General features: G+C 64.9%; 22 protein-coding genes. 17 read left to right on the top strand and 5 right to left on the bottom strand.

All coding sequences use genetic code 11. The features are described 5' to 3' along the window. Positions 1-31 precede the first annotated feature (31 nt). The 9 genes from nagZ to surE all read left to right on the top strand — a co-directional run bounded on the left by nagZ (position 32) and on the right by surE (position 7,384). Positions 32-1,060 (top strand): beta-N-acetylhexosaminidase, encoded by a 1,029-nt coding sequence (gene nagZ / locus AC0L27_RS22745; protein ID WP_354210094.1) that lies wholly within the window; start codon positions 32-34, stop codon positions 1,058-1,060. Continuing rightward, positions 1,057-1,896, top strand: coding sequence for a segregation and condensation protein A (locus AC0L27_RS22740; RefSeq protein WP_007590654.1), 840 nt, complete (start codon positions 1,057-1,059; stop codon positions 1,894-1,896). The genes nagZ and AC0L27_RS22740 overlap by 4 nt, the downstream gene beginning before the upstream one ends. Positions 1,897-1,917: 21 nt before the next feature. Continuing rightward, on the top strand, positions 1,918-2,670 hold the full coding sequence (scpB, locus tag AC0L27_RS22735) for an SMC-Scp complex subunit ScpB (RefSeq protein ID WP_354210093.1): 753 nt from the start codon (positions 1,918-1,920) through the stop codon (positions 2,668-2,670). Positions 2,671-2,837: 167 nt separating this feature from the next. Next, the gene (locus AC0L27_RS22730; RefSeq protein ID WP_007610722.1) at positions 2,838-3,074 is read left to right on the top strand and encodes a twin-arginine translocase TatA/TatE family subunit; all 237 of its coding nucleotides are present in this window, start codon (positions 2,838-2,840) and stop codon (positions 3,072-3,074) included. A gap of 88 nt (positions 3,075-3,162) precedes the next feature. After that, complete coding sequence (gene tatB, locus AC0L27_RS22725; protein WP_354210092.1) at positions 3,163-3,717, top strand: Sec-independent protein translocase protein TatB; 555 nt, start codon at positions 3,163-3,165, stop codon at positions 3,715-3,717. Then, positions 3,714-4,526: a twin-arginine translocase subunit TatC gene (gene tatC / locus AC0L27_RS22720; protein ID WP_354059181.1), complete on the top strand. Its 813-nt coding sequence runs from the start codon at positions 3,714-3,716 to the stop codon at positions 4,524-4,526. The genes tatB and tatC overlap by 4 nt, the downstream gene beginning before the upstream one ends. A gap of 197 nt (positions 4,527-4,723) precedes the next feature. Then, complete coding sequence (gene serS / locus AC0L27_RS22715; RefSeq protein ID WP_354210091.1) at positions 4,724-6,055, top strand: serine--tRNA ligase; 1,332 nt, start codon at positions 4,724-4,726, stop codon at positions 6,053-6,055. 94 nt (positions 6,056-6,149) lie between these two features. After that, positions 6,150-6,512, top strand: coding sequence for a hypothetical protein (locus AC0L27_RS22710; protein WP_354255344.1), 363 nt, complete (start codon positions 6,150-6,152; stop codon positions 6,510-6,512). Positions 6,513-6,616: 104 nt separating this feature from the next. Beyond that, positions 6,617-7,384 (top strand): 5'/3'-nucleotidase SurE, encoded by a 768-nt coding sequence (surE, locus tag AC0L27_RS22705; protein ID WP_354210089.1) that lies wholly within the window; start codon positions 6,617-6,619, stop codon positions 7,382-7,384. Between the two features lies 1 nt (position 7,385). On the opposite strand, the gene AC0L27_RS22700 is transcribed toward surE, so the two are convergent. Further along, on the bottom strand, positions 7,386-7,757 hold the full coding sequence (locus AC0L27_RS22700; protein WP_007590670.1) for a response regulator: 372 nt from the start codon (positions 7,755-7,757) through the stop codon (positions 7,386-7,388). Between the two features lie 226 nt (positions 7,758-7,983). On the opposite strand from AC0L27_RS22700, the gene AC0L27_RS22695 reads away from it, so the two are divergent. Together AC0L27_RS22695 and AC0L27_RS22690 are read left to right on the top strand one after the other, a co-directional pair. Continuing rightward, on the top strand, positions 7,984-8,634 hold the full coding sequence (locus tag AC0L27_RS22695) for a protein-L-isoaspartate(D-aspartate) O-methyltransferase (protein WP_354210088.1): 651 nt from the start codon (positions 7,984-7,986) through the stop codon (positions 8,632-8,634). A 109-nt stretch (positions 8,635-8,743) separates the two neighbouring features. After that, positions 8,744-10,132: a LysM peptidoglycan-binding domain-containing M23 family metallopeptidase gene (locus AC0L27_RS22690; protein ID WP_275171199.1), complete on the top strand. Its 1,389-nt coding sequence runs from the start codon at positions 8,744-8,746 to the stop codon at positions 10,130-10,132. Between the two features lie 170 nt (positions 10,133-10,302). Here the strand turns inward: AC0L27_RS22690 and AC0L27_RS22685 are convergent, their stop codons facing one another. After that, on the bottom strand, positions 10,303-11,319 hold the full coding sequence (locus tag AC0L27_RS22685) for an ATP-binding protein (RefSeq protein WP_354210087.1): 1,017 nt from the start codon (positions 11,317-11,319) through the stop codon (positions 10,303-10,305). A gap of 180 nt (positions 11,320-11,499) precedes the next feature. Here AC0L27_RS22685 and yajC point away from each other — a divergent pair, with 180 nt between their 5' ends. Genes yajC through AC0L27_RS22655 form a run of 6 tightly spaced genes read left to right on the top strand, consistent with a single transcriptional unit; the run spans position 11,500 to position 17,141 of the window. Beyond that, a complete protein-coding gene (gene yajC, locus AC0L27_RS22680) occupies positions 11,500-11,865 on the top strand; it encodes a preprotein translocase subunit YajC (protein ID WP_007610701.1) in 366 nt (121 codons plus the stop codon). Positions 11,866-11,912: 47 nt separating this feature from the next. Then, positions 11,913-13,517 (top strand): protein translocase subunit SecD, encoded by a 1,605-nt coding sequence (gene secD / locus AC0L27_RS22675; protein WP_354210086.1) that lies wholly within the window; start codon positions 11,913-11,915, stop codon positions 13,515-13,517. A 10-nt stretch (positions 13,518-13,527) separates the two neighbouring features. Next, on the top strand, positions 13,528-14,547 hold the full coding sequence (gene secF, locus AC0L27_RS22670) for a protein translocase subunit SecF (RefSeq protein WP_275171196.1): 1,020 nt from the start codon (positions 13,528-13,530) through the stop codon (positions 14,545-14,547). A 60-nt stretch (positions 14,548-14,607) separates the two neighbouring features. Then, on the top strand, positions 14,608-14,991 hold the full coding sequence (locus AC0L27_RS22665) for an Mth938-like domain-containing protein (protein ID WP_007590678.1): 384 nt from the start codon (positions 14,608-14,610) through the stop codon (positions 14,989-14,991). After that, the gene (locus AC0L27_RS22660) at positions 14,988-15,851 is read left to right on the top strand and encodes a phytoene/squalene synthase family protein (protein WP_354210085.1); all 864 of its coding nucleotides are present in this window, start codon (positions 14,988-14,990) and stop codon (positions 15,849-15,851) included. Before AC0L27_RS22665 ends, AC0L27_RS22660 begins: the two co-directional genes overlap by 4 nt. 45 nt (positions 15,852-15,896) lie before the next feature. Next, positions 15,897-17,141 carry a threonine ammonia-lyase gene (locus AC0L27_RS22655; RefSeq protein ID WP_354210084.1) on the top strand — a complete coding sequence of 415 codons (1,245 nt, stop codon included), beginning with the start codon at positions 15,897-15,899 and terminating at the stop codon, positions 17,139-17,141. Between the two features lie 17 nt (positions 17,142-17,158). Here the strand turns inward: AC0L27_RS22655 and AC0L27_RS22650 are convergent, their stop codons facing one another. The 3 genes from AC0L27_RS22650 to AC0L27_RS22640 form a co-directional block, all read right to left on the bottom strand. Then, positions 17,159-18,337 (bottom strand): aminotransferase class V-fold PLP-dependent enzyme, encoded by a 1,179-nt coding sequence (locus AC0L27_RS22650; RefSeq protein ID WP_354210083.1) that lies wholly within the window; start codon positions 18,335-18,337, stop codon positions 17,159-17,161. 78 nt (positions 18,338-18,415) lie between these two features. Next, a complete protein-coding gene (locus AC0L27_RS22645) occupies positions 18,416-18,994 on the bottom strand; it encodes a CAP domain-containing protein (protein WP_354255340.1) in 579 nt (192 codons plus the stop codon). Positions 18,995-19,077: 83 nt separating this feature from the next. Beyond that, positions 19,078-20,172 (bottom strand): serine/threonine protein kinase, encoded by a 1,095-nt coding sequence (locus AC0L27_RS22640; RefSeq protein ID WP_354210080.1) that lies wholly within the window; start codon positions 20,170-20,172, stop codon positions 19,078-19,080. Between the last annotated feature and the right edge of the window lie 4 nt (positions 20,173-20,176).

Below are 20,176 nucleotides of genomic sequence, written 5' to 3'. Positions count from 1 at the left end.
ACCCTCTCGCGGGTCAGGGTTAATCGGCCGTATGAGCACGCGGGCCTTCATTACCGGCGTTTCCGGAACGGAACTAACCGCCGCCGAGCGGGAGTTTATCCGCAGCGAACGCCCATGGGGCTTCATCCTCTTCAAGCGCAACGTCGAGACGCCGGCTCAAGTTGCTGCACTCGTTGCGGAATTGCGGGCGGTCGCAGGCTTTCCTGATGCCCCTGTCCTGATCGACCAGGAAGGCGGACGGGTGCAGCGCCTGGGGCCGCCGCATTGGCCGGCCTATCCGCCGGGCGCAATTTTCGCAGGCCTCTACGATATTGATTCGGCGCTCGGGCTGACCGCGGCGCGCCTCAGCGCCCGGCTGATCGCGGCCGATCTCGCAGATCTCGGCATTACCGTGGACTGCTTGCCGCTGGCTGACGTGCCGGTGGCTGGCGCCGACGCCGTCATCGGGAACAGGGCTTACGGCACCGAACCGGGAAAGGTCGCCGCGATCGCTCGCGCGGTCACCGAAGGCCTGGAAGAGGGTGGCGTGCTGCCGGTTCTCAAGCACATCCCCGGCCATGGCCGAGCGACGGCCGATACCCATTTCAAGCTGCCGACGGTCGACACATCGCGAGACGAGCTCGATCGCACCGACTTCGCGGCATTCAAACCGTTGGCGGATTTGCCGATGGCCATGACTGCACATGTTGTGTTTAGCGCGGTCGACCCCGCCCATCCGGCGACGACATCTGCGACAATGATCGCTGAGGTGATTCGCGGCACAATCGGGTTCCAGGGTTTGTTAATGAGTGATGACGTGTCGATGAACGCGCTGTCGGGCAATATCGCCGAGCGGACCCGCGCGATTTTTGCGGCTGGTTGCGACATGGCCCTGCATTGCAACGGCAACATCGAAGAGATGCGTGAGGTCGCCGGCCAGACACCCGAACTGGCGGGCAGGGCGCTGGAGCGCGCGAACGCCGCGCTCGCGGCGCGTAAAGGACCGCAACCGTTCGATCGCGCGGCCGCACGCGCCGAACTGGACGCATTGATCGCACGGGCAAACACGGCATCGGCATGACCGCAGAAATCCTATCGTTTGAAACCGGGCGGCCCGCAGAGCTCGCCGAGGGTGAGCCGGCTTTGGTGGTGGACGTCGAGGGCTATGAAGGTCCGCTCGACCTGCTGCTCGCGCTGGCGCGGCAGCAGAAGGTCGATCTCGCCAAGATCTCGATCCTGGCGCTCGCCGACCAGTATCTCCACTTCATCGAAGCCGCGCGAAAGATCCGCCTGGAGCTTGCCGCCGACTATCTCGTGATGGCGGCCTGGCTCGCCTTCCTGAAATCGCGCCTGCTGCTGCCGGAGCCGCCGAGTGCGGAAGGCCCCAGCGCCGAGCAGATGGCGACGGCGCTCGCCAACCGCCTGCGCCGGCTGGAGGCCATTCGTGAAGCCGCCAACCGGCTGATGAATCGGCAGCAATTGCTGCGCGACATCTTTCCGCGCGGTGAGCCCGAGCAGATCGCCGAGATCAAGCATCCGAAATACACCGCAACGCTCTATGACCTGCTCACCGCCTATGCCGCGCAGCGCCAGTCGCGCGTGCTGGCGAGCGTGCATCTGGCCAAGCGCACGGTGTGGTCGCTCGCCGAGGCGCGCGCCACGCTGGAGCGGCTGGTCGGCAGCATCAGCGAGCAAGACGATTGGGGCGTTCTCGACGATTTTCTGCTTCAGCATGTCGCCGATCCGACGCAGCGCGCGACGGTGCTCGCCTCGAGTTTCGCGGCTGCGCTCGAGCTGGTGCGCGAAGGTCAGCTCGAGCTGAATCAGAAAGAGGCGTTTGCGCCCATCTATTTCCGGAAGGGGCGCCCCAAGCCGGTCATGGACGCAGCTCCTGCGCCCGATGCGCCGGTCGCTTAAGTGCAACAAGGAGAATCTGCCATGGCAAGCCTGGCTGAAGTGCGGGTAGAAGAGGCCGAGCCGATGGAGAACGAGTCCCAGGCACGTCCCGAAGAATTGCGGCTGCTGGAAGCGCTGCTGTTCGCTTCGAATGAACCGCTGGATACCGCGACGCTGGCCAAGCGCATGCCCGAGGGCGTGGACGTGAAGGCCGCGCTCGAGCAGTTGCAGGCCGACTATTCCCTGCGCGGCGTGAATCTCGTGCGGGTCGCCAACAAATGGACCTTCCGCACCGCGGGCGATCTCGCCTGGCTGATGACCCGCGAGAGCACCGAGACCCGCCGCCTGTCGCGCGCCGCAATCGAGGTGCTGGCGATCATCGCCTATCACCAGCCGGTGACGCGCGCCGAGATCGAGGAAATTCGCGGCGTCATCACCTCGAAGGGCACCCTGGACGTGCTGCTGGAAACCGGCTGGATCAAGCCGCGTGGCCGTCGCAAGACGCCGGGCCGTCCCTTGACCTTCGGAACCACCGAGGACTTCCTGTCGCAGTTCACTCTGGAACAGCTCGGCGATCTGCCGGGTCTGGAGGAGCTGAAGGGCACGGGGCTCCTGGATTCGCGCCTGCCGACCGGATTCAGCGTGCCGACGCCGTCGGATGACCCGACTTTGCGTGAGGACGAGGATCCGTTGGAACCGGGCGAGGACCTTGATCTCGCGTTGGCGCCTGCTGTCGAGCCCGAGACGCCGCCGGAAGGCGGCAATGAGGGCGGCCAGGGCGGCAGCGAAGACTGATGTCCCGGCCTATTACGGGCCCCCTGCGACCAGTTAACACTAGCAAAATTACGTAGCGCCAACAGCGAATTGGCGCTGCCTTGGTCCTTGTTTTTGACACCTGCCAAGCCTAGGTTTCGGTGAAGATCGGCCGGGTCCCCGGCCATGCGCGTTTGGAGGGTTGCAGGATGGGTTCACTCAGCATTTGGCACTGGGTCCTGGTGATCGCAGTGGTCCTGCTGCTGTTCGGTCGCGGCAAGATTTCGGATCTGATGGGCGACGTGGCGCAGGGCATCAAGGCGTTCAAGAAGGGCATGCAGGACGACGACAAGGTCGCCGACAAGCCCGAGCCGGCCAAGTCCATCGAGCACAACAATGCCGCGCCAACCGCGGCACGGTCCGACGTCGGCAGCAAGGCCGTCTAAGCCAGAGAGCACGCGAGACGCGGGTAGCGGACCCGATCCTGCGCGCGAGGGATTGGGCCGGCTGCGGCTGGCGTGAACGGAAGACCTCATGTTCGACATCGGGTGGAGTGAACTGGTCCTGATCGGGGTCGTGGCCCTGATCGCCATCGGCCCGAAAGAGCTGCCGGGCGTGCTGCGCATGGTCGGGCAGTGGATGGGCAAGGCGCGCAAGATGGCCGCCGAATTCCAGGGCCAGTTCCAGGAAGCGATGCGCGAAGCCGAGATGGCCGACCTCAAGAAGAGCTTCGACGAGGTCAAGGAAGCGGCTTCCGGCTTTGCCGGCAACAATCTGATGACCTCGCTTCAGAAGGACGTCAGCGACGCGCTCCGCGTCGATGCGCTGGACAAGCCGGCCGAGACCTCGAGCACCACCGATATCGAACCGTCGGCGACTTCAAGCGACTTGCCGGCGACGCCCACCACACCGGAAGCGCCGACGCCCGAGACCTTCGTGGAAGCCGAGGCACATGCGGCCGTGAACGAGCCGCTCGCCATCACGCGTGAGGTCGAGCAGGCGCAGGTCGCGCAAGGTTCGGTCGCGCAAGGTTCGGTTACCCAGGACACTGCGCCGGCCGAGGCCATCAAGGACGCCAAAGCGTCATGAGCGCCGCCGATATCGAGGCCAGCAAAGCTCCCCTGATGGACCATTTGATCGAGCTGCGTTCGCGGCTGATCAAAGCGCTGCTCGGATTCGGCATTGCCTTCATCTTCTGCTTCTTCTTCGCCAAGCAGATCTACAACGTGCTGGTCTGGCCGTTCGTGTGGGTCGCTGGTCCCGAGAATTCGAAATTCATCTACACGGCGCTGCTGGAATATTTCATCACTCAGCTCAAGCTCGCGCTGTTCGGCGCCGGCTTCATCTCGTTCCCGATCGTCGCGACGCAGATCTACAAGTTCGTCGCTCCGGGCCTCTACAAGCACGAAAAGCAGGCCTTCCTGCCGTATCTGGTCGCGACCCCGTTCTTCTTCGTGCTGGGCGCAGCACTGGTCTATTTCGTCGTGCTGCCGATGCTGGTCCGCTTCTCGCTCGGTATGCAGCAGGCCGGCAGTGACGAGACCGCGCAGATTCAGCTGCTGCCCAAGGTCGGCGAATATCTGTCGCTGATGATGTCGCTGATCTTCGCCTTCGGCATCGCCTTCCAGCTTCCGGTGATCCTGACGCTGCTCGGCCGTATCGGCATCGTCACGTCAAAAATGCTGCGCGAGAAGCGCCGCTATTTCATCGTCATCGCCTTCGTCATCGCGGCCGTTCTGACCCCGCCCGACGTTCTCAGCCAGTGCTCGCTCGCGATCCCCTTGCTCTTGCTCTACGAGGGCTCGATCATCGCGGTGGGGATCGTGGAGAAGAAGGCGGCAGCTTCGCAAGCCTCTAGCGGCACCGACGTATCGACGCCGGCTAATCCGGCGGAGTAGGGGCACACCCCTCGCTGTCATTCCCCGCGCAGGCGGGGAATCCAGTACGCCGCGGCCTATCGGGGAATCAGTGATGTCTCTGGAATACTGGATCGCCCGCTTTCGCGGGCGATGACAGCCGTGCTAGGGGAAGCAGCCATTTGCATGAATGCAAATCCCGGATTTGCAGGGTTGCAACAAGCCCCAGGACCACGGCCATGCACGACATCAAATCGATCCGCGACAACCCGCAAGCCTTCGACGCCGGCCTCGCCCGACGCGGCCTGAAGCCGTTGTCGGCATCGCTGCTTGCGATCGACGAGACGCGGCGGGCGGCGATCCTGGCGTCCGAGCAGGCGCAGGCGCGGCGCAATGCGGCCTCCAAGGAAATCGGCGATGCCAAGAAGGCCAAGGACGAGGCGCGCGCGGCAATGCTGATGGCGGAGGTCGCCGAGCTCAAGACGACGATGCCGGAGCTCGAGGCAACCGCGAAGGCTGCCGACGACGAGCTAGCCAAGGAGCTGGCGGCGATCCCCAATCTGCCGCTCGCCGAGGTGCCCGATGGTGTGGACGAGCACGGCAATGTGCAGCGCCATGTCTTTGGCAAGAAGCGCGAGTACGCGTTCGCGCCAAAACCCCATGACGATCTGGGCGCCGCGCTCGGTGACATGGACTTCGAGACGGCGGCAAAGCTCTCCGGTGCGCGCTTCGTCGTGCTGAAGAAGGGGCTGGCGCGGCTCGAACGCGCTCTCGGTCAGTTCATGCTGAATCTACACGTCGACGAGCACGGCTATACCGAGATCAATCCGCCGCTGCTCGTGCGCAACGAGATCATGTTTGGCACCGGACAATTGCCGAAGTTCGAGGACGACCAGTTCTGGGCGATCAAGGGCGAATTGCTAGCCGCGCCCGACCATGAGCGGCTCCGGACCGAGCGTCTCGGGATCATTCCGACCGCGGAGGTGGCGCTCACCAATCTCGTCCGCGAATCCATCCTCGACGAAAAGCAGCTGCCGATGCGGCTGACCGCGCTGACGCCATGTTTTCGCGCGGAGGCGGGCGCCGCTGGGCGCGACACCCGAGGCATGATCCGGCAGCACCAGTTCACCAAGGTCGAACTGGTCTCGATCACGACGCCGGAGACGAGCAAGGACGAGCACGAGCGCATGCTCGCCTGTGCCGAGGAAGTGCTGCGGCGGCTCGACCTGCATTACCGCGTGATGACGCTGTGCACCGGGGATATGGGTTTTTCGTCGCAAAAAACCTATGACATCGAGGTCTGGATGCCGGGCCAGGGCGACGGCGGGGCATTCCGCGAGATCTCGAGCTGCTCCGTGTGTGGCGATTTCCAGGCCCGCCGGATGGACGCGCGCTCGCGCGGCCCCGATGGCAAGCCGCGGTTCGTGCACACGCTCAACGGCTCCGGCACCGCGCTCGGCCGCGCGCTGATCGCCGTGATGGAGACCTATCAGCAGGAGGACGGCTCGATTGCGGTCCCCAGCGTGCTCCAGCCCTATATGGGCGGGCTTAAGGTGGTCGCACGCGACTAGGCGCGTTGCCCATCTGAAATGGAGAAACGTTTGGTTGCGAAGATCGGGCGGCCGGTTATCCTGCCGGCCACCCGACAACGCGAACCCATCGTTCATGGCCTTGCACCGCGACATCTTCTGGGTCGGCAGACAATGGGCGGTGACGGGTGCCGGCATCCAGGCCGTCGATCAGCGGCTGCGTGGCGTGCTCGACATCGAGATCACGCGGCTCTGGGACGACGATCTGATCCAGAGCCGGCGGGCCAAGCCCGGTGTGAATGCCGTGGATTTCGACCAGGCACTGACGCTGGCACGCGAGCGCTTTCCGCAGGCGCCGGTGGCGGACCCGTTCGTCGCACAGCTGGAGGCGCTCGGCGTCATCGAGGCACCGATCGTGAGCCCTGTCGTGCCGGCGATGAAATTGCACGCGGAGGGCCGGCTGGCGCGCTTTCTGCCGCAATGGCGCGTCCGCCGATAGTCGGCCAAGCCGGCAACGGGGGTCCGGTCCCGGTCGGCCGGTTTGCCTGATAGGCCCCGGCCGGATAAGACGGCTGAGACCCGCTTCAGGAATCGACCTTTCCCATGCGCATTCTCTGCACCAATGACGACGGCATCCACGCCCCCGGCCTCAAGGTCCTGGAGGAGATCGCGCGCGCATTGTCCGGTGACGTCTGGGTGGTCGCGCCTGAGCTCGACCAGTCCGGCGTGTCGCATTCGCTGTCGCTGAACGATCCGCTGCGTCTGCGCGAGGTCGGTCCGCGGCACTTCGCGGTGCGCGGCACGCCGACCGACTGCGTCATCATGGGCGCGCGCCACATCCTCGGCGCCAAGCTGCCCGATGTCGTGCTGTCCGGCGTCAACAAGGGCCGCAACGTCGCCGAGGACGTGGTCTATTCCGGCACCATCGCCGGCGCGCTGGAAGGCACCATCCTGGGGCTGCCGTCGTTCGCGCTGTCGCAGGAATTCAGCGTCGAGACCCGCGACCGGCCGCTGTGGGACACCGCGCGTAAATTCGGGCCCGACATCCTGCGCAAGGTGATCGCCGCCGGGATCCCAAAGGACACCGTCATCAACGTCAACTTCCCGGCCTGCGCGCCGGAGGATGTGCTGGGCATCCGCGTGACCCGGCAGGGCAAGCGCAATCTCGGATTCCTCAAGATCGACGAGCGCAGGGACGGCCGTGGAAATCCCTATTTCTGGATCGGCTTCGAGCGCACCGCGATGATGGATACGCCGGCCGATGGCACCGATCTCGCGGCGCTCCGCGAACGCTACGTCTCCGTCACGCCGCTCAGGCTCGACCGGACCAACGAGGCGTTTTCCGAGGCGTTGAGTGCGACGCTGAAGTAGCCTAGCCGCCGCGAAGCGCGGCTTCGATGGTCTTGCCGAGGGCATCGAGCTGAAACGGCTTCTGAAGCGCCGGCCGATCGCGGTACTGCTCGGGCAGGCCGGAGGAACCGTATCCGGTGGCGAAGATGAACGGGCAGCCCTTCGCCTTGATGACATCGGCGACCGGCGAGATGACCTTGCCGTTGACGTTGACGTCGAGAATGGCAATGTCGAACTCGGTTGCCTGGGCGAGCCGCATGGCTTCGGTGATGTCGCCAGCCTCGGCCGCGATCTTGTAGCCAAGCTCTTCGAGCATGTCTGCGACCATCATCCTGATCATCACCTCGTCTTCGACGAGGAATACAGAGCGGCCGGTAAGCCCCGTCGCAGTCATGGTCGAGTCCTTGCCCATCGCCAAAAACGTTCGCAGATAACATGAATCGACGCAATGCGCGTTTCGACGAACGGATGCCTGAAAATGGCCGTCGCGGCTCGCCCGTTGCAAGCCAATTTGTGGTCAACTACGCCATCCGAAGCCTATCATGGGTTCCCTAAGCCGGAACAAGAATCTCGCGGCCCAGGTTGGCGTCCCGGACACCAAAAGACAGCGCAAGCAGGCAATGACCTCCCATCAGCACCCGCCGGAAAAGATGATGTTTCAGCTCACGCTGAGGCGTCGGGGCATCAGCGACCAGGCGGTCTTGCGGGCCATGGAGGAGGTGCCGCGCGATCAATTCGTCGACGACGCCGATCGCGACGGCGCCTATCGCGACAGTGCGCTGCCGATCGCCTGCGGGCAGACCATCAGCCAGCCCTTCGTCGTCGCCTACATGACCGAGCAGCTCCAGCTTCAGAAGAAGCACAGCGTGCTCGAAATCGGCGCCGGCTCGGGCTACCAGGCGGCGGTGCTGTCGCGGCTCGCTGGCCAGGTGTTGACGGTCGAGCGCTACCGCAAGCTTGCGGATGCCGCACGTATCAGGCTTGAAAAGCTCAACTATCATAACGTTGAGGTGATGCTGGGCGACGGACTCAATCTGCCTCCCAATATCGGACCGTTCGACCGCATCATCGTCACGGCCGCGATGGAGCAACTCCCGGACAACCTGGTCGAGCGGCTGGAGGTGGGCGGCATCCTGATCGCGCCCGTCGGCCCGCATCAGGGCGTGCAGACGCTGATCCGCCTGAGCCGGACCGAAGCCGGGATCGAGCGCAAGGAACTCGTCGAGGTCCGGTTCGTGCCGGCGCTGCCCGGCGTGGCGCGGGAGCTGTAGAATTCCGGATTGGCTGTGCTGCCAACATCTTATTGGGAGGGTTAAGCCGTTATTTACTCGGCGCGTGTTTACTTAAAACACCAGTTCTGTTGCGTACGAGTGAGTAACCATGTCCGTTGCCGCCGAGTTGCTTTACTCGCGCCGTGTGCCGCAGGTCGCGGTGCTGGCGCTGATCTCCTTCAGCTTCGCAGGGTGCAGCGCCGACATGTCGTCGCGCATGTCCCAGTCGAACTTCTCCAATCCCTTCGCGCAGGAATCGACCGGTTCGGTGCAGCAGGCACCGCCGCCGCAGCGTGAATTGCCGCAATATTCGCGGCCGCAGACGCAGCCCGGTTATTATCAGTCGCAGCCTTTGCCGCCGGCGGTGTCCGCGCCGCAATCCTATCCGGTTGCCGCAGGCGGCGTGTCCGGAGGCGGCCGCGGTGTCGGCTCCTACGCACCCCCGGCGCAGCCGCACCTCGAGACCACGGCCACCGTGCCGCCGCGCTCGGTCGCAGCCGCCCAGCCGGTCGGTGGAACCAAGATCATCGTCGGCACCAGCGATACGCTCGACCTGCTTGCCAAACGCTATCGCGTCACGCCGCAGGCGATCCTCGCCGCCAACGGTTACAAGGGGCCGCGCGCGCTCTCGCCCGGCCAGCAACTGATCATCCCGCACCCGGCTACGGCCGCCGCGCCCGCGCCGCTCATGGCTCCCGTCGCCGCTGCCCCCGCGCTGGCGCCTGCCGCGAGGCCGGTTGCGGCCGTTGCCGCGCCGTCAAGCACGCACTTCGTGAACCACGGCGACACGCTCGCCAGCATTGCCCGCAAGAACCATATCTCGGCGGCCGAATTGGCCCGCGCCAACCGCCTCGATCCCTCTGCAAAGCTCAAGCTCGGCACCAGGCTGGCCGTGCCCGGCGCCAAGACCGCCGCTGTCGCAGCACCGCTTGCCGCGGCTCCGGTCGGAGCCGCTCCCGTCGCGGGAACGCTGCAGCCCGTTGCGGCCGCGCCTGCGCCCGCCACCAAAATGGCGGCCGTCGCGCCGGTGCAAAGCGCGCGCCTGGCCCAGGCCACGGCCAATGTCGAGGAGAAGGCCGCGGAAGCTCCGGCGAAAGCTGCGGAGACCACCAGCGCGTTGCCGACTTTCCGCTGGCCGGTGCGTGGCAAGGTGGTCACGAGCTACGGCGCCAAGACCAATGGCAAGTCCAACGACGGCATCAATCTTGCGGTGCCCGAGGGTACGCCGGTCAAGGCGGCTGAAGACGGTGTCGTTGCCTATTCCGGCAACGAGCTGAAAGGTTATGGCAATCTCGTCCTGGTTCGGCACTCCAACGGCTACGTCACCGCATATGCCCATGCGAGTGAGCTGATGGTGAAGCGCGGCGATACCATCAAGCGCGGTCAGGTCATTGCCAAGTCGGGTCAATCCGGGGAGGTGGCGTCGCCGCAGCTCCACTTCGAGATCCGTAAGGGATCGAGCCCGGTTGACCCGCTTCAATTCCTGAACGGGGCGTGAGCCTGAAGTCGGGCGCGCCATCGCAACAAACACGGTGTCGTCGCACGGCTTGACCGGGCGACCCAGTACGCCGCAGCGTCTCGATCGATCAAAACCGTCTCTGGAATACTGGATTCCCCGCCTGCGCGGGGGGAATGACAGTGGTGTACAGGGCGAAAGCTCCCGACTGACTACGTCGCCGCCAGCTTCACGCCGAGCCGTCCCGCAAGCTCCTGCACGAACTGCCAGGCGACCCGGCCCGAGCGCGAGCCGCGCGTCGTTGACCATTCGAGTGCCTCGCGCTCCAGCGCGTTATCGTCGACCTTGACGCCGAAATGGCTGCAATAGCCCCGCACCATGGCGAGATATTCGTCCTGGCTGCAGCGGTGGAAGCCGAGCCATAGGCCAAAGCGATCCGACAGCGAGACCTTCTCCTCGACGGCTTCGCCGGGATTGATCGCGGTCGAGCGCTCGTTCTCGATCATCTCGCGCGCCAGCAGATGGCGGCGGTTGGAGGTGGCGTAGAGGATGACGTTCTCCGGCCGACCCTCGATGCCACCTTCGAGCACCGCCTTGAGCGATTTGTAGGATGCATCGTTGCCGTCGAAGGAGAGATCGTCGCAGAACACGATGAAGCGGAAGGACGAGGCGCGAAGCTGCTCCATGAGGGCCGGCAGGCTCTCGATGTCCTCGCGATGAATCTCGATCAGCTTCAGTCTGTCGGCCGGTTTGCGCTCGGCGTTGATGCTGGCATGCGCTGCTTTCACCAGCGACGACTTGCCCATGCCGCGCGCGCCCCAGAGCAGTGCGTTGTTGGCGGGCAATCCGTTGGCGAAGCGTTCGGTGTTCTCCATCAGGATGTCGCGCATCCGGTCGACGCCCTTGAGCAGGAACAGTTCGACGCGGCTGACACGCGGCACCGCCGCAAGGCGGCCGTCAGGATGCCAGACGAAAGCATCCGACTGCTTGAACGACTCGCGTTCGACGGCGGGCTTGCCTTGAGCGGAGAGGTGCGCCGCAATCGTCTCCAGCGCGCGAACGATGCGCTCCTGGGAAACGCTTTGGTTAGCCTTCGAAGTCGTCTTGGAAATCGTCTTGGAAGCCGCTTTGAGGGCCGCCTTGGGACGTTTTGCCGCGACGCGGGCTGGCTTCGTGGCAGGGGTTTGGGGGCCTTTGCCGGCCGGACTTTTGCTTGGTTTTTGGGGCATGTCCGAAGTTCCTGAGAATGCAGCCTTATCGGGCCTGAGCGCGCGCCGCAAGGTGGCTAAAAGGGCGGTCTGGCAGCGTTGCAATTGGGGCAATGGCCGCTATAGTCCGCGCGAATTTGACCGAACCGGTCGCCATTTGGGCCTGACCGGTTTTCCCCCGTTCTCACGAGGATCGTCCGAATGCTGATTACCCCTGCGTATGCCCAGGCTGCGGGCGCCGGCGACACCAGCGGCATGTTGATGTCGCTGCTGCCGTTCGCCCTGATCTTCGTGATCATGTACTTCCTGATTCTGCGTCCGCAGCAGAAGAAGGTCCGTGACCACGCCGACCTCGTGAAGAACATCCGCCGCGGCGACACCGTCGTGACCTCGGGCGGTCTCGTCGGCAAGGTCACCAAGGTCGTCGACGACGACCAGATCGAATTCGAGATCGCCGATGGCGTGCGCGTGCGGCAGATGCGCTCGATGGTCTCCGGCGTGCGCGCCAAGGGCGAGCCGGCCAAGGAATCCAAGGAAAGCGCCAAGGAAGACGCCGCGTCGAAGTGAGTGCTTCCGCGAGTCTCTCAAATCTCCTGATCTGACAGGTCCAGTCGATGTTGTATTTCACGCGGTGGAAGGCGCTCGGGATTATCCTGACGGCGCTGATCGTGTGCCTCTGCGCGGTCCCGAACTTCTTTCCCGAAGCGCAGGTCAAGACCTGGCCCGCCTGGGCGCAGCGTCGGCTCGTGCTCGGCCTCGATCTCCAAGGCGGCTCCTATCTGCTGCTCGAGGTCGACGGCAACTATGTGAAGAAGGAAAGGCTCGACCAGGTCCGCGACGACGTTCGCCGGACGCTGCGCGATGCCAAGATCGGCTTCACCGGCGGCGTCACCGTGCGCAACGACGCGGCCGAGGTTCGGATCACCAAGGAATCGGACCTGCAGCCTGCGCTCGCCAAGCTGCGCGAGCTGTCCCAGCCGCTGGGCGGACTGGTCGGATCCAGCGGTCAGCGCGACCTGGAGGTGACTGACGCCGGCGGCGGCGTGATCCGCCTTACCATCCCGCAGGCCGCGATGCTCGACCGCATGCGCAAGACCATCGAGCAGTCGATCCAGATCGTCGAACGCCGCGTCAACGAACTCGGTACCGTCGAGCCCGTCATCCAGCGCCAGGGCAACGACCGCATCCTGGTGCAGGTCCCCGGCCTCCAGGACCCGACCCGTCTGAAGGAATTGCTCGGCAAGACCGCGAAGATGGAATTCCGCATGGTTGATGCGTCTGTGCCGCCCGATCAGGCGCAGCAGGGACGTTTGCCGCCGGAATCCGAGCTTCTGATGAGCGCGTCGCCGCCGCCCACGCCCTATGTGGTCAAGAAGCAGGTGCTGGTCGCCGGCGGCGATCTGACCGATGCCCAGGCGAGCTTTGACCAGCGCACCAGTGAACCCGTCGTGAGCTTCAAGTTCAATACGTCGGGTGCGCGCAAGTTCTCGCAGGCCACGCAAGAGAACGTCGGGCTGCCTTTCGCGATCGTGCTCGACAACAAGGTCATCTCGGCGCCCGTGATCCGCGAACCGATCACCGGCGGACAGGGCCAGATCTCCGGCAATTTCACCGTGCAATCGGCCAACGATCTCGCGATCCTGCTGCGCGCCGGCGCGCTGCCGGCACCGCTCACGGTGGTCGAGGAACGCACCGTCGGTCCGGGCCTCGGTCAGGACTCCATCGAGAAGGGCGAGCTTGCGGCTTACGTCGGCTCGATCCTCGTCATCATCTTCATGCTTTTGACCTACCGCCTGTTCGGCGTGTTCGCCAACATCGCGGTGGCCATCAACGTCGCCATGATCTTCGGCCTCTTGTCGCTGCTCAACGCGACGCTGACGCTGCCCGGCATCGCCGGCATCGTGCTCACCGTCGGCATCGCGGTCGATTCCAACGTGCTGATCTACGAGCGCATCCGCGAGGAATTGCGTGGCGGCCGCAACGCGATCTCGGCGATCGATGCCGGTTTCAAGCGGGCGCTGGCGACCATCCTCGATTCCAACATCACCACCTTCATTGCCGCCGCGGTGCTGTTCTACATCGGCACCGGTCCGGTGCGCGGCTTCGCCGTGACGCTCGGAATCGGCATCATCACCACGGTGTTCACCGCCTTCACCCTGACCCGGCTGATCGTGGCCTGGTGGGTGCGGTGGAAGCGGCCGCAGAGCGTGCCGATCTAGGAGCCTGATCGTGAATCACACCGTTCTCATCGGGCTCGGCGTCCTGATTGCCATTCTCACCGTGGTTGCTGCATTCGGCTGGCTGCCGTCGCTGCGCATCGTCCCCGACGATACCCATTTCGACTTCACGCGGTTCCGCCGCATCAGCTTCCCGATCTCGGCGGCGTTGTCGATCGTCGCGATCACGCTGTTCTTCACCCATGGCCTGAATTTCGGCATCGACTTCCGCGGCGGCACGCTGCTCGAGGTGCAGGCCAAGTCCGGCACCGCTGATATCGCGGCGATGCGTACGACGTTGGATGGCTTGCGTCTGGGCGAAGTCCAGTTGCAGCAATTCGGTGGTCCCGCCGATGTCCTGATCCGCGTCGCGGAGCAGCCGGGCGGCGACGCCGCCCAGCAGGAGGCCGTGCAGAAGGTCCGCACCGCGCTTGGCGATTCCGTCGACTATCGCCGCGTCGAGGTGGTGGGACCGCGCGTATCGGGCGAATTGCTCGCGTACGGCATGCTCGGCCTGATGCTGGCGATCGTCTCGATCCTGGTCTACCTCTGGTTCCGCTTCGAGTGGCAGTTCGCGCTCGGCGCCATGATCGCCAACGTGCACGACATCGTGCTGACGATCGGCTTCATGTCGATCAGCCAGGTTGATTTCGACCTGACCAGCATCGCGGCGCTTCTGACCATTTTGGGCTATTCGCTGAACGACACGGTCGTTATCTACGACCGTATCCGTGAAATGCTACGGCGCTACAAGAAGATGCCGATGCCGCAGCTCCTCAACGAATCGATCAACTCGACGCTGTCGCGCTCGATCATCACCCATTTCACTGTGACGCTGGCGCTGCTGGCTCTGCTGCTGTTCGGCGGCCATGCCATCCACAGCTTCACCGCGGTGATGATGTTCGGCGTGGTGCTGGTCGGTACCTACACCTCGATCTTCATCGCGGCCCCGATCCTGATCTACCTCGGCGTCGGCGAGCATCGCGAGGATGCGGTCGATAGCGCTACGCCCGCGAAGAAAAGCAAGGCATGATCCGAACTGCGTGCCCTCGCAGGAGTTTGCGAGGGCAGTAAGCTCATTCGGACGAAGCTCATGGCCGGCGATCCCAACGCACCGCATTTCCCACGCTCGGCGCCGATCGAAGCTTACGGCAAGGGCGGCTTTGCCTTTGCCGGCATGTCGCATCGGGGATCACTGCTTTGCCTGCCCGACGCGATCTGGGCCTGGGACATAACGGACCCCGCGAAAATCGACCGCTATTCGCTGGATCGAGTTTTCAAGTCCGCCAACAGCATCGACACGCTCCTGATCGGCACCGGAACCGGGGTCTGGCTGCCGCCGGCGGAACTGCGCCAGGCGCTCAAAGCGGCGAGGGTGGTTCTGGATACGATGCAGACCGGTCCCGCCGTGCGTACCTACAACATCATGATCGGCGAACGGCGGCGCGTCGCGGCCGCGCTGATCGCCGTGCCATGAGTGGCTCCGCGCCGCCGCCGGATTCTGCTGCGTTCTGTGCTGACCTCGTGCGCAGCCACGACTTTCCGCGCTATGCCGCGACCCTGTTCGCGCCCGCTGCCGAGCGCCGCGCGCTGCTGGCGCTCTATGCCTTCAATGTCGAGATCGTCCGCGTCCGCGACCAGGTGAGCCAGCCCTTGCCCGGTGAAATCCGCCTGCAATGGTGGACCGACATGCTGTCGGGCCAGGTCCATGGCAGCGCCGAGGGCAATCCGGTGGCGGCGGAGCTGCTCCGCGCAATCCGTGATTTCGGCCTGCCGGTCGAGCCGCTGTCGCTGCTCGCCGACGAGCATCAATTCGATCTCTACAACGACCCAATGCCGACCATGACGGCTCTAGAAGGCTATCTGGCCGCGACCTGCTCGGCGTTGTTCGCTCTCGCGGCGCGGATCATGGCGTCACCCCTAGACCCAGCCGAGCATCTCGCGCGGCATGCCGGGTTGGCTCAGGGCATCGCGCAAGTCATCACGAACTTGCCGCGTGATGCGGCGCACCGGCAATTGTTCCTGCCGCAGCAGCTGCTGACCAGCCACAATTGCAACATGGAGGACGTGTTCGCCGGCAAGGAGACGCCGAATTTGCGCGCCGTCCTGGACCAGCTCGCGAGCGAGGCCAAGCAGCATTTGACCACGGCCTTGTCGCTGTTGCCCGAGGTGCCGGTGTCGGCACGGCCAGCGTTTCTGCCTTTGAGCCAGGTACGGGCCGACCTCGAGCGCCTGTCGCAGCCAGGGCGCGATCCCTTTACGCCGCAGCCATCGTCGCGGCTGCGCACGCTGTGGACGCTGTGGCGGGCCTCGCGTTCCCCAAAGTTTACCAAATAGCGGTTGGCTTATCGCCTCAAACTGCCAAATGCTCTATGCTGTCCCATGGCTGAGTTGTCCCAAAGCATCGCCACTGATCTCGGCGCCTTCCCGGTTTCGCTGAGCGACATTCATGCCGCCGCCGCGACCATCCGCGGCGCGGTCGTCGAGACGCCCTGTAGCTTCAGTCGCACGCTGAGCAGTATCTGCGGCTGCGACATCTGGCTGAAATTCGAGAACCTCCAGTTCACGTCCTCGTTCAAGGAGCGCGGCGCGCTCAACCGCCTCACGGCGCTGACGCCGGACGAGCGCGCGCGCGGCGTGGTCGCGATGTCGGCGGGCAACCACGCGCAGGGCGTCGCCTATCACGCCAAGCGGCTCGGCATTCCCGCAACCATCGTCATGCCGGTCGGCACACCCATGGTGAAGGTCGAAAACACCAGGCATCACGGTGCCGAGGTGGTGGTGACGGGCGCCACGCTGGAGGAGGCGGCCGCGTTTGCGCGCAGCCACGGCGACGCCCGCGGCATGATCTTCGTCCATCCCTATGACGATCCGCTCGTCATCGCGGGGCAGGGCACGGTCGGGTTGGAAATACTCAAGGCAGTGCCGGAGCTCGATACGCTGGTCGTCCCGATCGGCGGCGGTGGCCTGATCAGCGGGATCGCCATTGCCGCGAAATCGATCAAGCCGTCGCTGCGGATCCTCGGCGTCGAGGCCTGGCTCTACCCCTCGATGTACAACGCCATCCACGACGGCAATCTGCCGGCACGCGGCGACACGCTCGCCGAAGGCATCGCGGTGAAAACGCCCGGCAAGATCACGGCCGAAATCGTCCGCCGCCTCGTCGACGATATCGCACTGGTGAACGAAGCCGAGCTCGAGCGCGCGGTCGCTACTCTGATCTCGATCGAGAAGACGGTCGTCGAAGGCGCCGGCGCCGCCGGCCTCGCCGCGCTCATGTCCGACCCGTCCCGTTTCGCCGGCCAGAAGGTCGGGCTGGTGCTGAGCGGCGGCAATATTGACACACGTCTGATCGCATCGGTCCTGACCCGCGAGTTGGCGCGCGAGGGGCGGCTCACCCAATTGTCGCTCGACATCCCCGACAGGCCCGGCCAACTGGCTGCGGTCGCGGCACTGCTGGCCGAGGCCGGCGCCAACATCATCGAGGTCTCGCACCAGCGCACTTTCTCGGATCTTCCGGCCAAGGCGACGTTGCTGCAATTGGTGATCGAGACCCGCGACAGCGCCCATCTCGACGAGGTCATGGCGAAGCTTGGCGCATCCGGATTGAGTGCGCGCTGTACCTGAGCTCTGCGCGCCCGCCGCTATCGCGGCGTCAAACCTGCCAAATGGGCGATCAGTCGATCGATCTCGGCTTCCGTATTGTAGTAATGCGGGGAGGCGCGCACCACCGGTGGCAGCGAGCGAATTTCGGCATCGATGCGTGTGCTCGACGGATCTGAGACACCGATCGTGATGCCGGCCGCGGCCGCGTCGCTGACGACCGCTTCCGCCCCGTAGCCTTCCACCGTGAAGCTGACGATGGCTCCCGGAGCGCGTCCGAGGTCGCGAATTCTGATGCCGCGAATCGACGCAAGGCCACCCCGAAGGCGGTCCGCCAGAATGCGGCAACGCCGCTCGATCGGGCCGATCCCGATATCGAGGGCATAATCGAGAGCCGCGCCTAGCCCAAGCCGGGCTGCGTAGTTGTTCTCCCAGGTCTCGAAACGGCGCGCATCGTCACGCAGCCGATAAGCGTCCCGCGAGACCCAGGGTGCGGCGAAGTGATCGATCATTGGCGGTTCGAGCTGCTGCAGCATCGCCCGGCGGACGTAGAGAAAGCCGGTGCCGCGCGGGCCGCGGAGGAATTTGCGGCCGGTCGCCGACAGCATGTCACAGCCGATGGCCTCGACGTCGACCGCCATCTGTCCGACTGCCTGGCAGGCGTCGAGCAGATAAGGAATGCCGTGCGCCCGCGCGATCTTGCCGACGGCTGCAGCCGGATTGACCAGCCCGCCATTGGTCGGAACCCAGGTGATCGCAATCAGCTTCACGCGCTCGTCGATCATGCGTTCGAGCGCGGCGAGATCGAGCTCGCCGCTGGCATCGCTCGGCACGATGTCGATCGCGACGCCTGTGCGCTTGGCGACCTGAAGAAAGGCGACATAGTTGGCCGCGTACTCCGCCTCGGCGGTCAGGATTCGATCGCCCTCGCGAAACTGAAGCGCGTAGAAAGCCATCTGCCAGGCAACCGTCGCGTTCTCCATCAGCGCGATCTCATCAGGCGCGGCATTTAGCAGGCGGGCGACCGAGCCGTAAACGGATTCGAGTCGGCGCGACTCCCGATCGGCGGCGGCATAGCCTCCGATCTCGCACTCGAGGTCGATGTGTTCCTTCATCGCCGCAACCACCGGCACTGGCATCAGCGCCGCGCCCGCGTTATGAAGATAGGCGAGCCGAGAGGCAGCCGGCGTGTCGCGACGAATTCGGTCGATATCCATCATCCATGCCTCCGCGTCTCGCGATCCTCGTGCATGGATTAAACGGGTCGAGAGATGCGGGCAAGACGGCCGGGCTTGATCTCAGATGCAGAGGCCGAGCAGCTTGATGTGGCAGCCGCTGGATTTCGGCTTGCTCGCGGGCGCGGCCTCGCGCTTCACGGCTACCAGAGGCTCCCCGTCTTTCTTACCTTTGCCTTTGCCCTTCGGCTCGTAGTCGCCGGCGATCACCATCGCCCAATAGGTGCGCTTCCCGCTGGCGTTTTTCGCGCTCGCGATCCCGACGCGGGAAGCGTTGTGCAGCAGCAGATTCTTGCGGTGTCCCGACGAGTCGATCCACTGTCCGAGGGTCTTCTCGAAATTGTCGTAGCCGTAGGCGATGTTCTCGGCGGCGCGGCCTGCGCCGGCAGGTGCGACGCGGCGGTTGAACGGGCCGAGGGCGTCGTGACTGAGGTCGTCCTTCGTCGCCATCGCGCGCGCCTGGTCCATGGCGATGCGGTCGAGGGTCGAATCGCGGACGACGCGGACCTCACCATGCTTGAGGCGGAAGCTGGAGATCAGCTCGGCCGGAGCCTCGGCCATTGCGGGCGTGGTGGCGAGCAGCAGAAGGCCGGCGATCAGGCCGCCAACCACACGATGCATCATCGTCCCCCGAGTGCTCATGACCCCGCCAAGTCCCTCCGCCAAGCTCGAATATCGGATCGCTTCTCTATCGCCAATGTGGACGCTTCAAGGCGTGATCCACGCTAGCCCGCCGGCAGGTCGGCTTCGAAATTGAAGCGGTCGCGCAGGTTCTTGCGCTGCTCCAGGATGTCCTTGAGGAAAGCACGGTCCTGGTCGTTCTTCATCATGGGCTCGATCAGATCGAGCTGGTTCATGGCGACCAGTTGCAGGATCTCCGTGCGCGGCTTGCCGTCCGGGTTACGCGGCAGTGCGTGCACGACCTGGATGTGTTCCGGGGGCTTCGGCCCCTTTGCGGCGGTGAGCTCGTTCCGCAATTGGCCTTCGAGCGCGGCCTGATCGGCTTCGACGAAGGCATAGAGGCCGACGCCGGAGCGGCGGTCGGCAAAGGCGACGATGGCGGTGTCGCGCACGGCGGGGTTCTTGCGGATCAGTTCCGCCAGCACCGGCGCGTCGTTGACGAGGCGGCGGCCGCCGCCTTCACGGTCGGTGAAGTTGAACAGGCCGCGGGTGATTGCCCGATAGACCTTCTTTCCGGTGGCGAGCCAGAGGCTGGCGGCGAACGACTTCTTCGCCAGGATCTTGCGCTCGCGCGGCGTTAGCGCCTCGGGTGCGTAGGAGCGCTTGTGCTTGAGCAGATGCCGGAGATCTTCATAGGCGAGGATGCGATAAAGCCGGCCGCGACGGTCGAAGCAGGCCGCGAGCTGAAAGTCCGTCACATAGGCGCGACCGTCGCGGCCGACCAGCCAGTTCTGTTCCTTGGCAAGATCGTTGTGGCAGATGCCGGCGCGGCGCAGCCGTCGCAGCGCGGCCTTCGCCGAGCGAAAATAGGCGAGGTCGCCATGCGGTTTCGCCAGATGCAGTGCGACACCATCGACGAAGCTGCGCACCAGCGCGCGGCGTCCGGCCCACAGCAGCTCCGGGCCGACATCGAGTCCCTTGGCGAGTGCCAGCGCATGCTTCTCGCGGGCGAACAGATGGCGCGCCAAAAGGAATGACCACCACGGCACCTCGTCGAGGCGGCGCAGCACCGCGTCGACCTCGCCGTCATCGTCGCGGAATCGGCCACGCTCGACGGTCGAGAACACGTCGCGCTTGAGCAGCACGCCCTCGGTCCAGCGCGCCGAGAGTGTTGCGGCGTCGTCTTTGGGAAGGTTCATCGAA

Source organism: Bradyrhizobium sp. Ken51, from assembly GCF_055807435.1.
The sequence above is the reverse complement of the archived record's forward strand: the minus strand, read 5'-3'. Positions and strand labels throughout refer to the sequence as shown.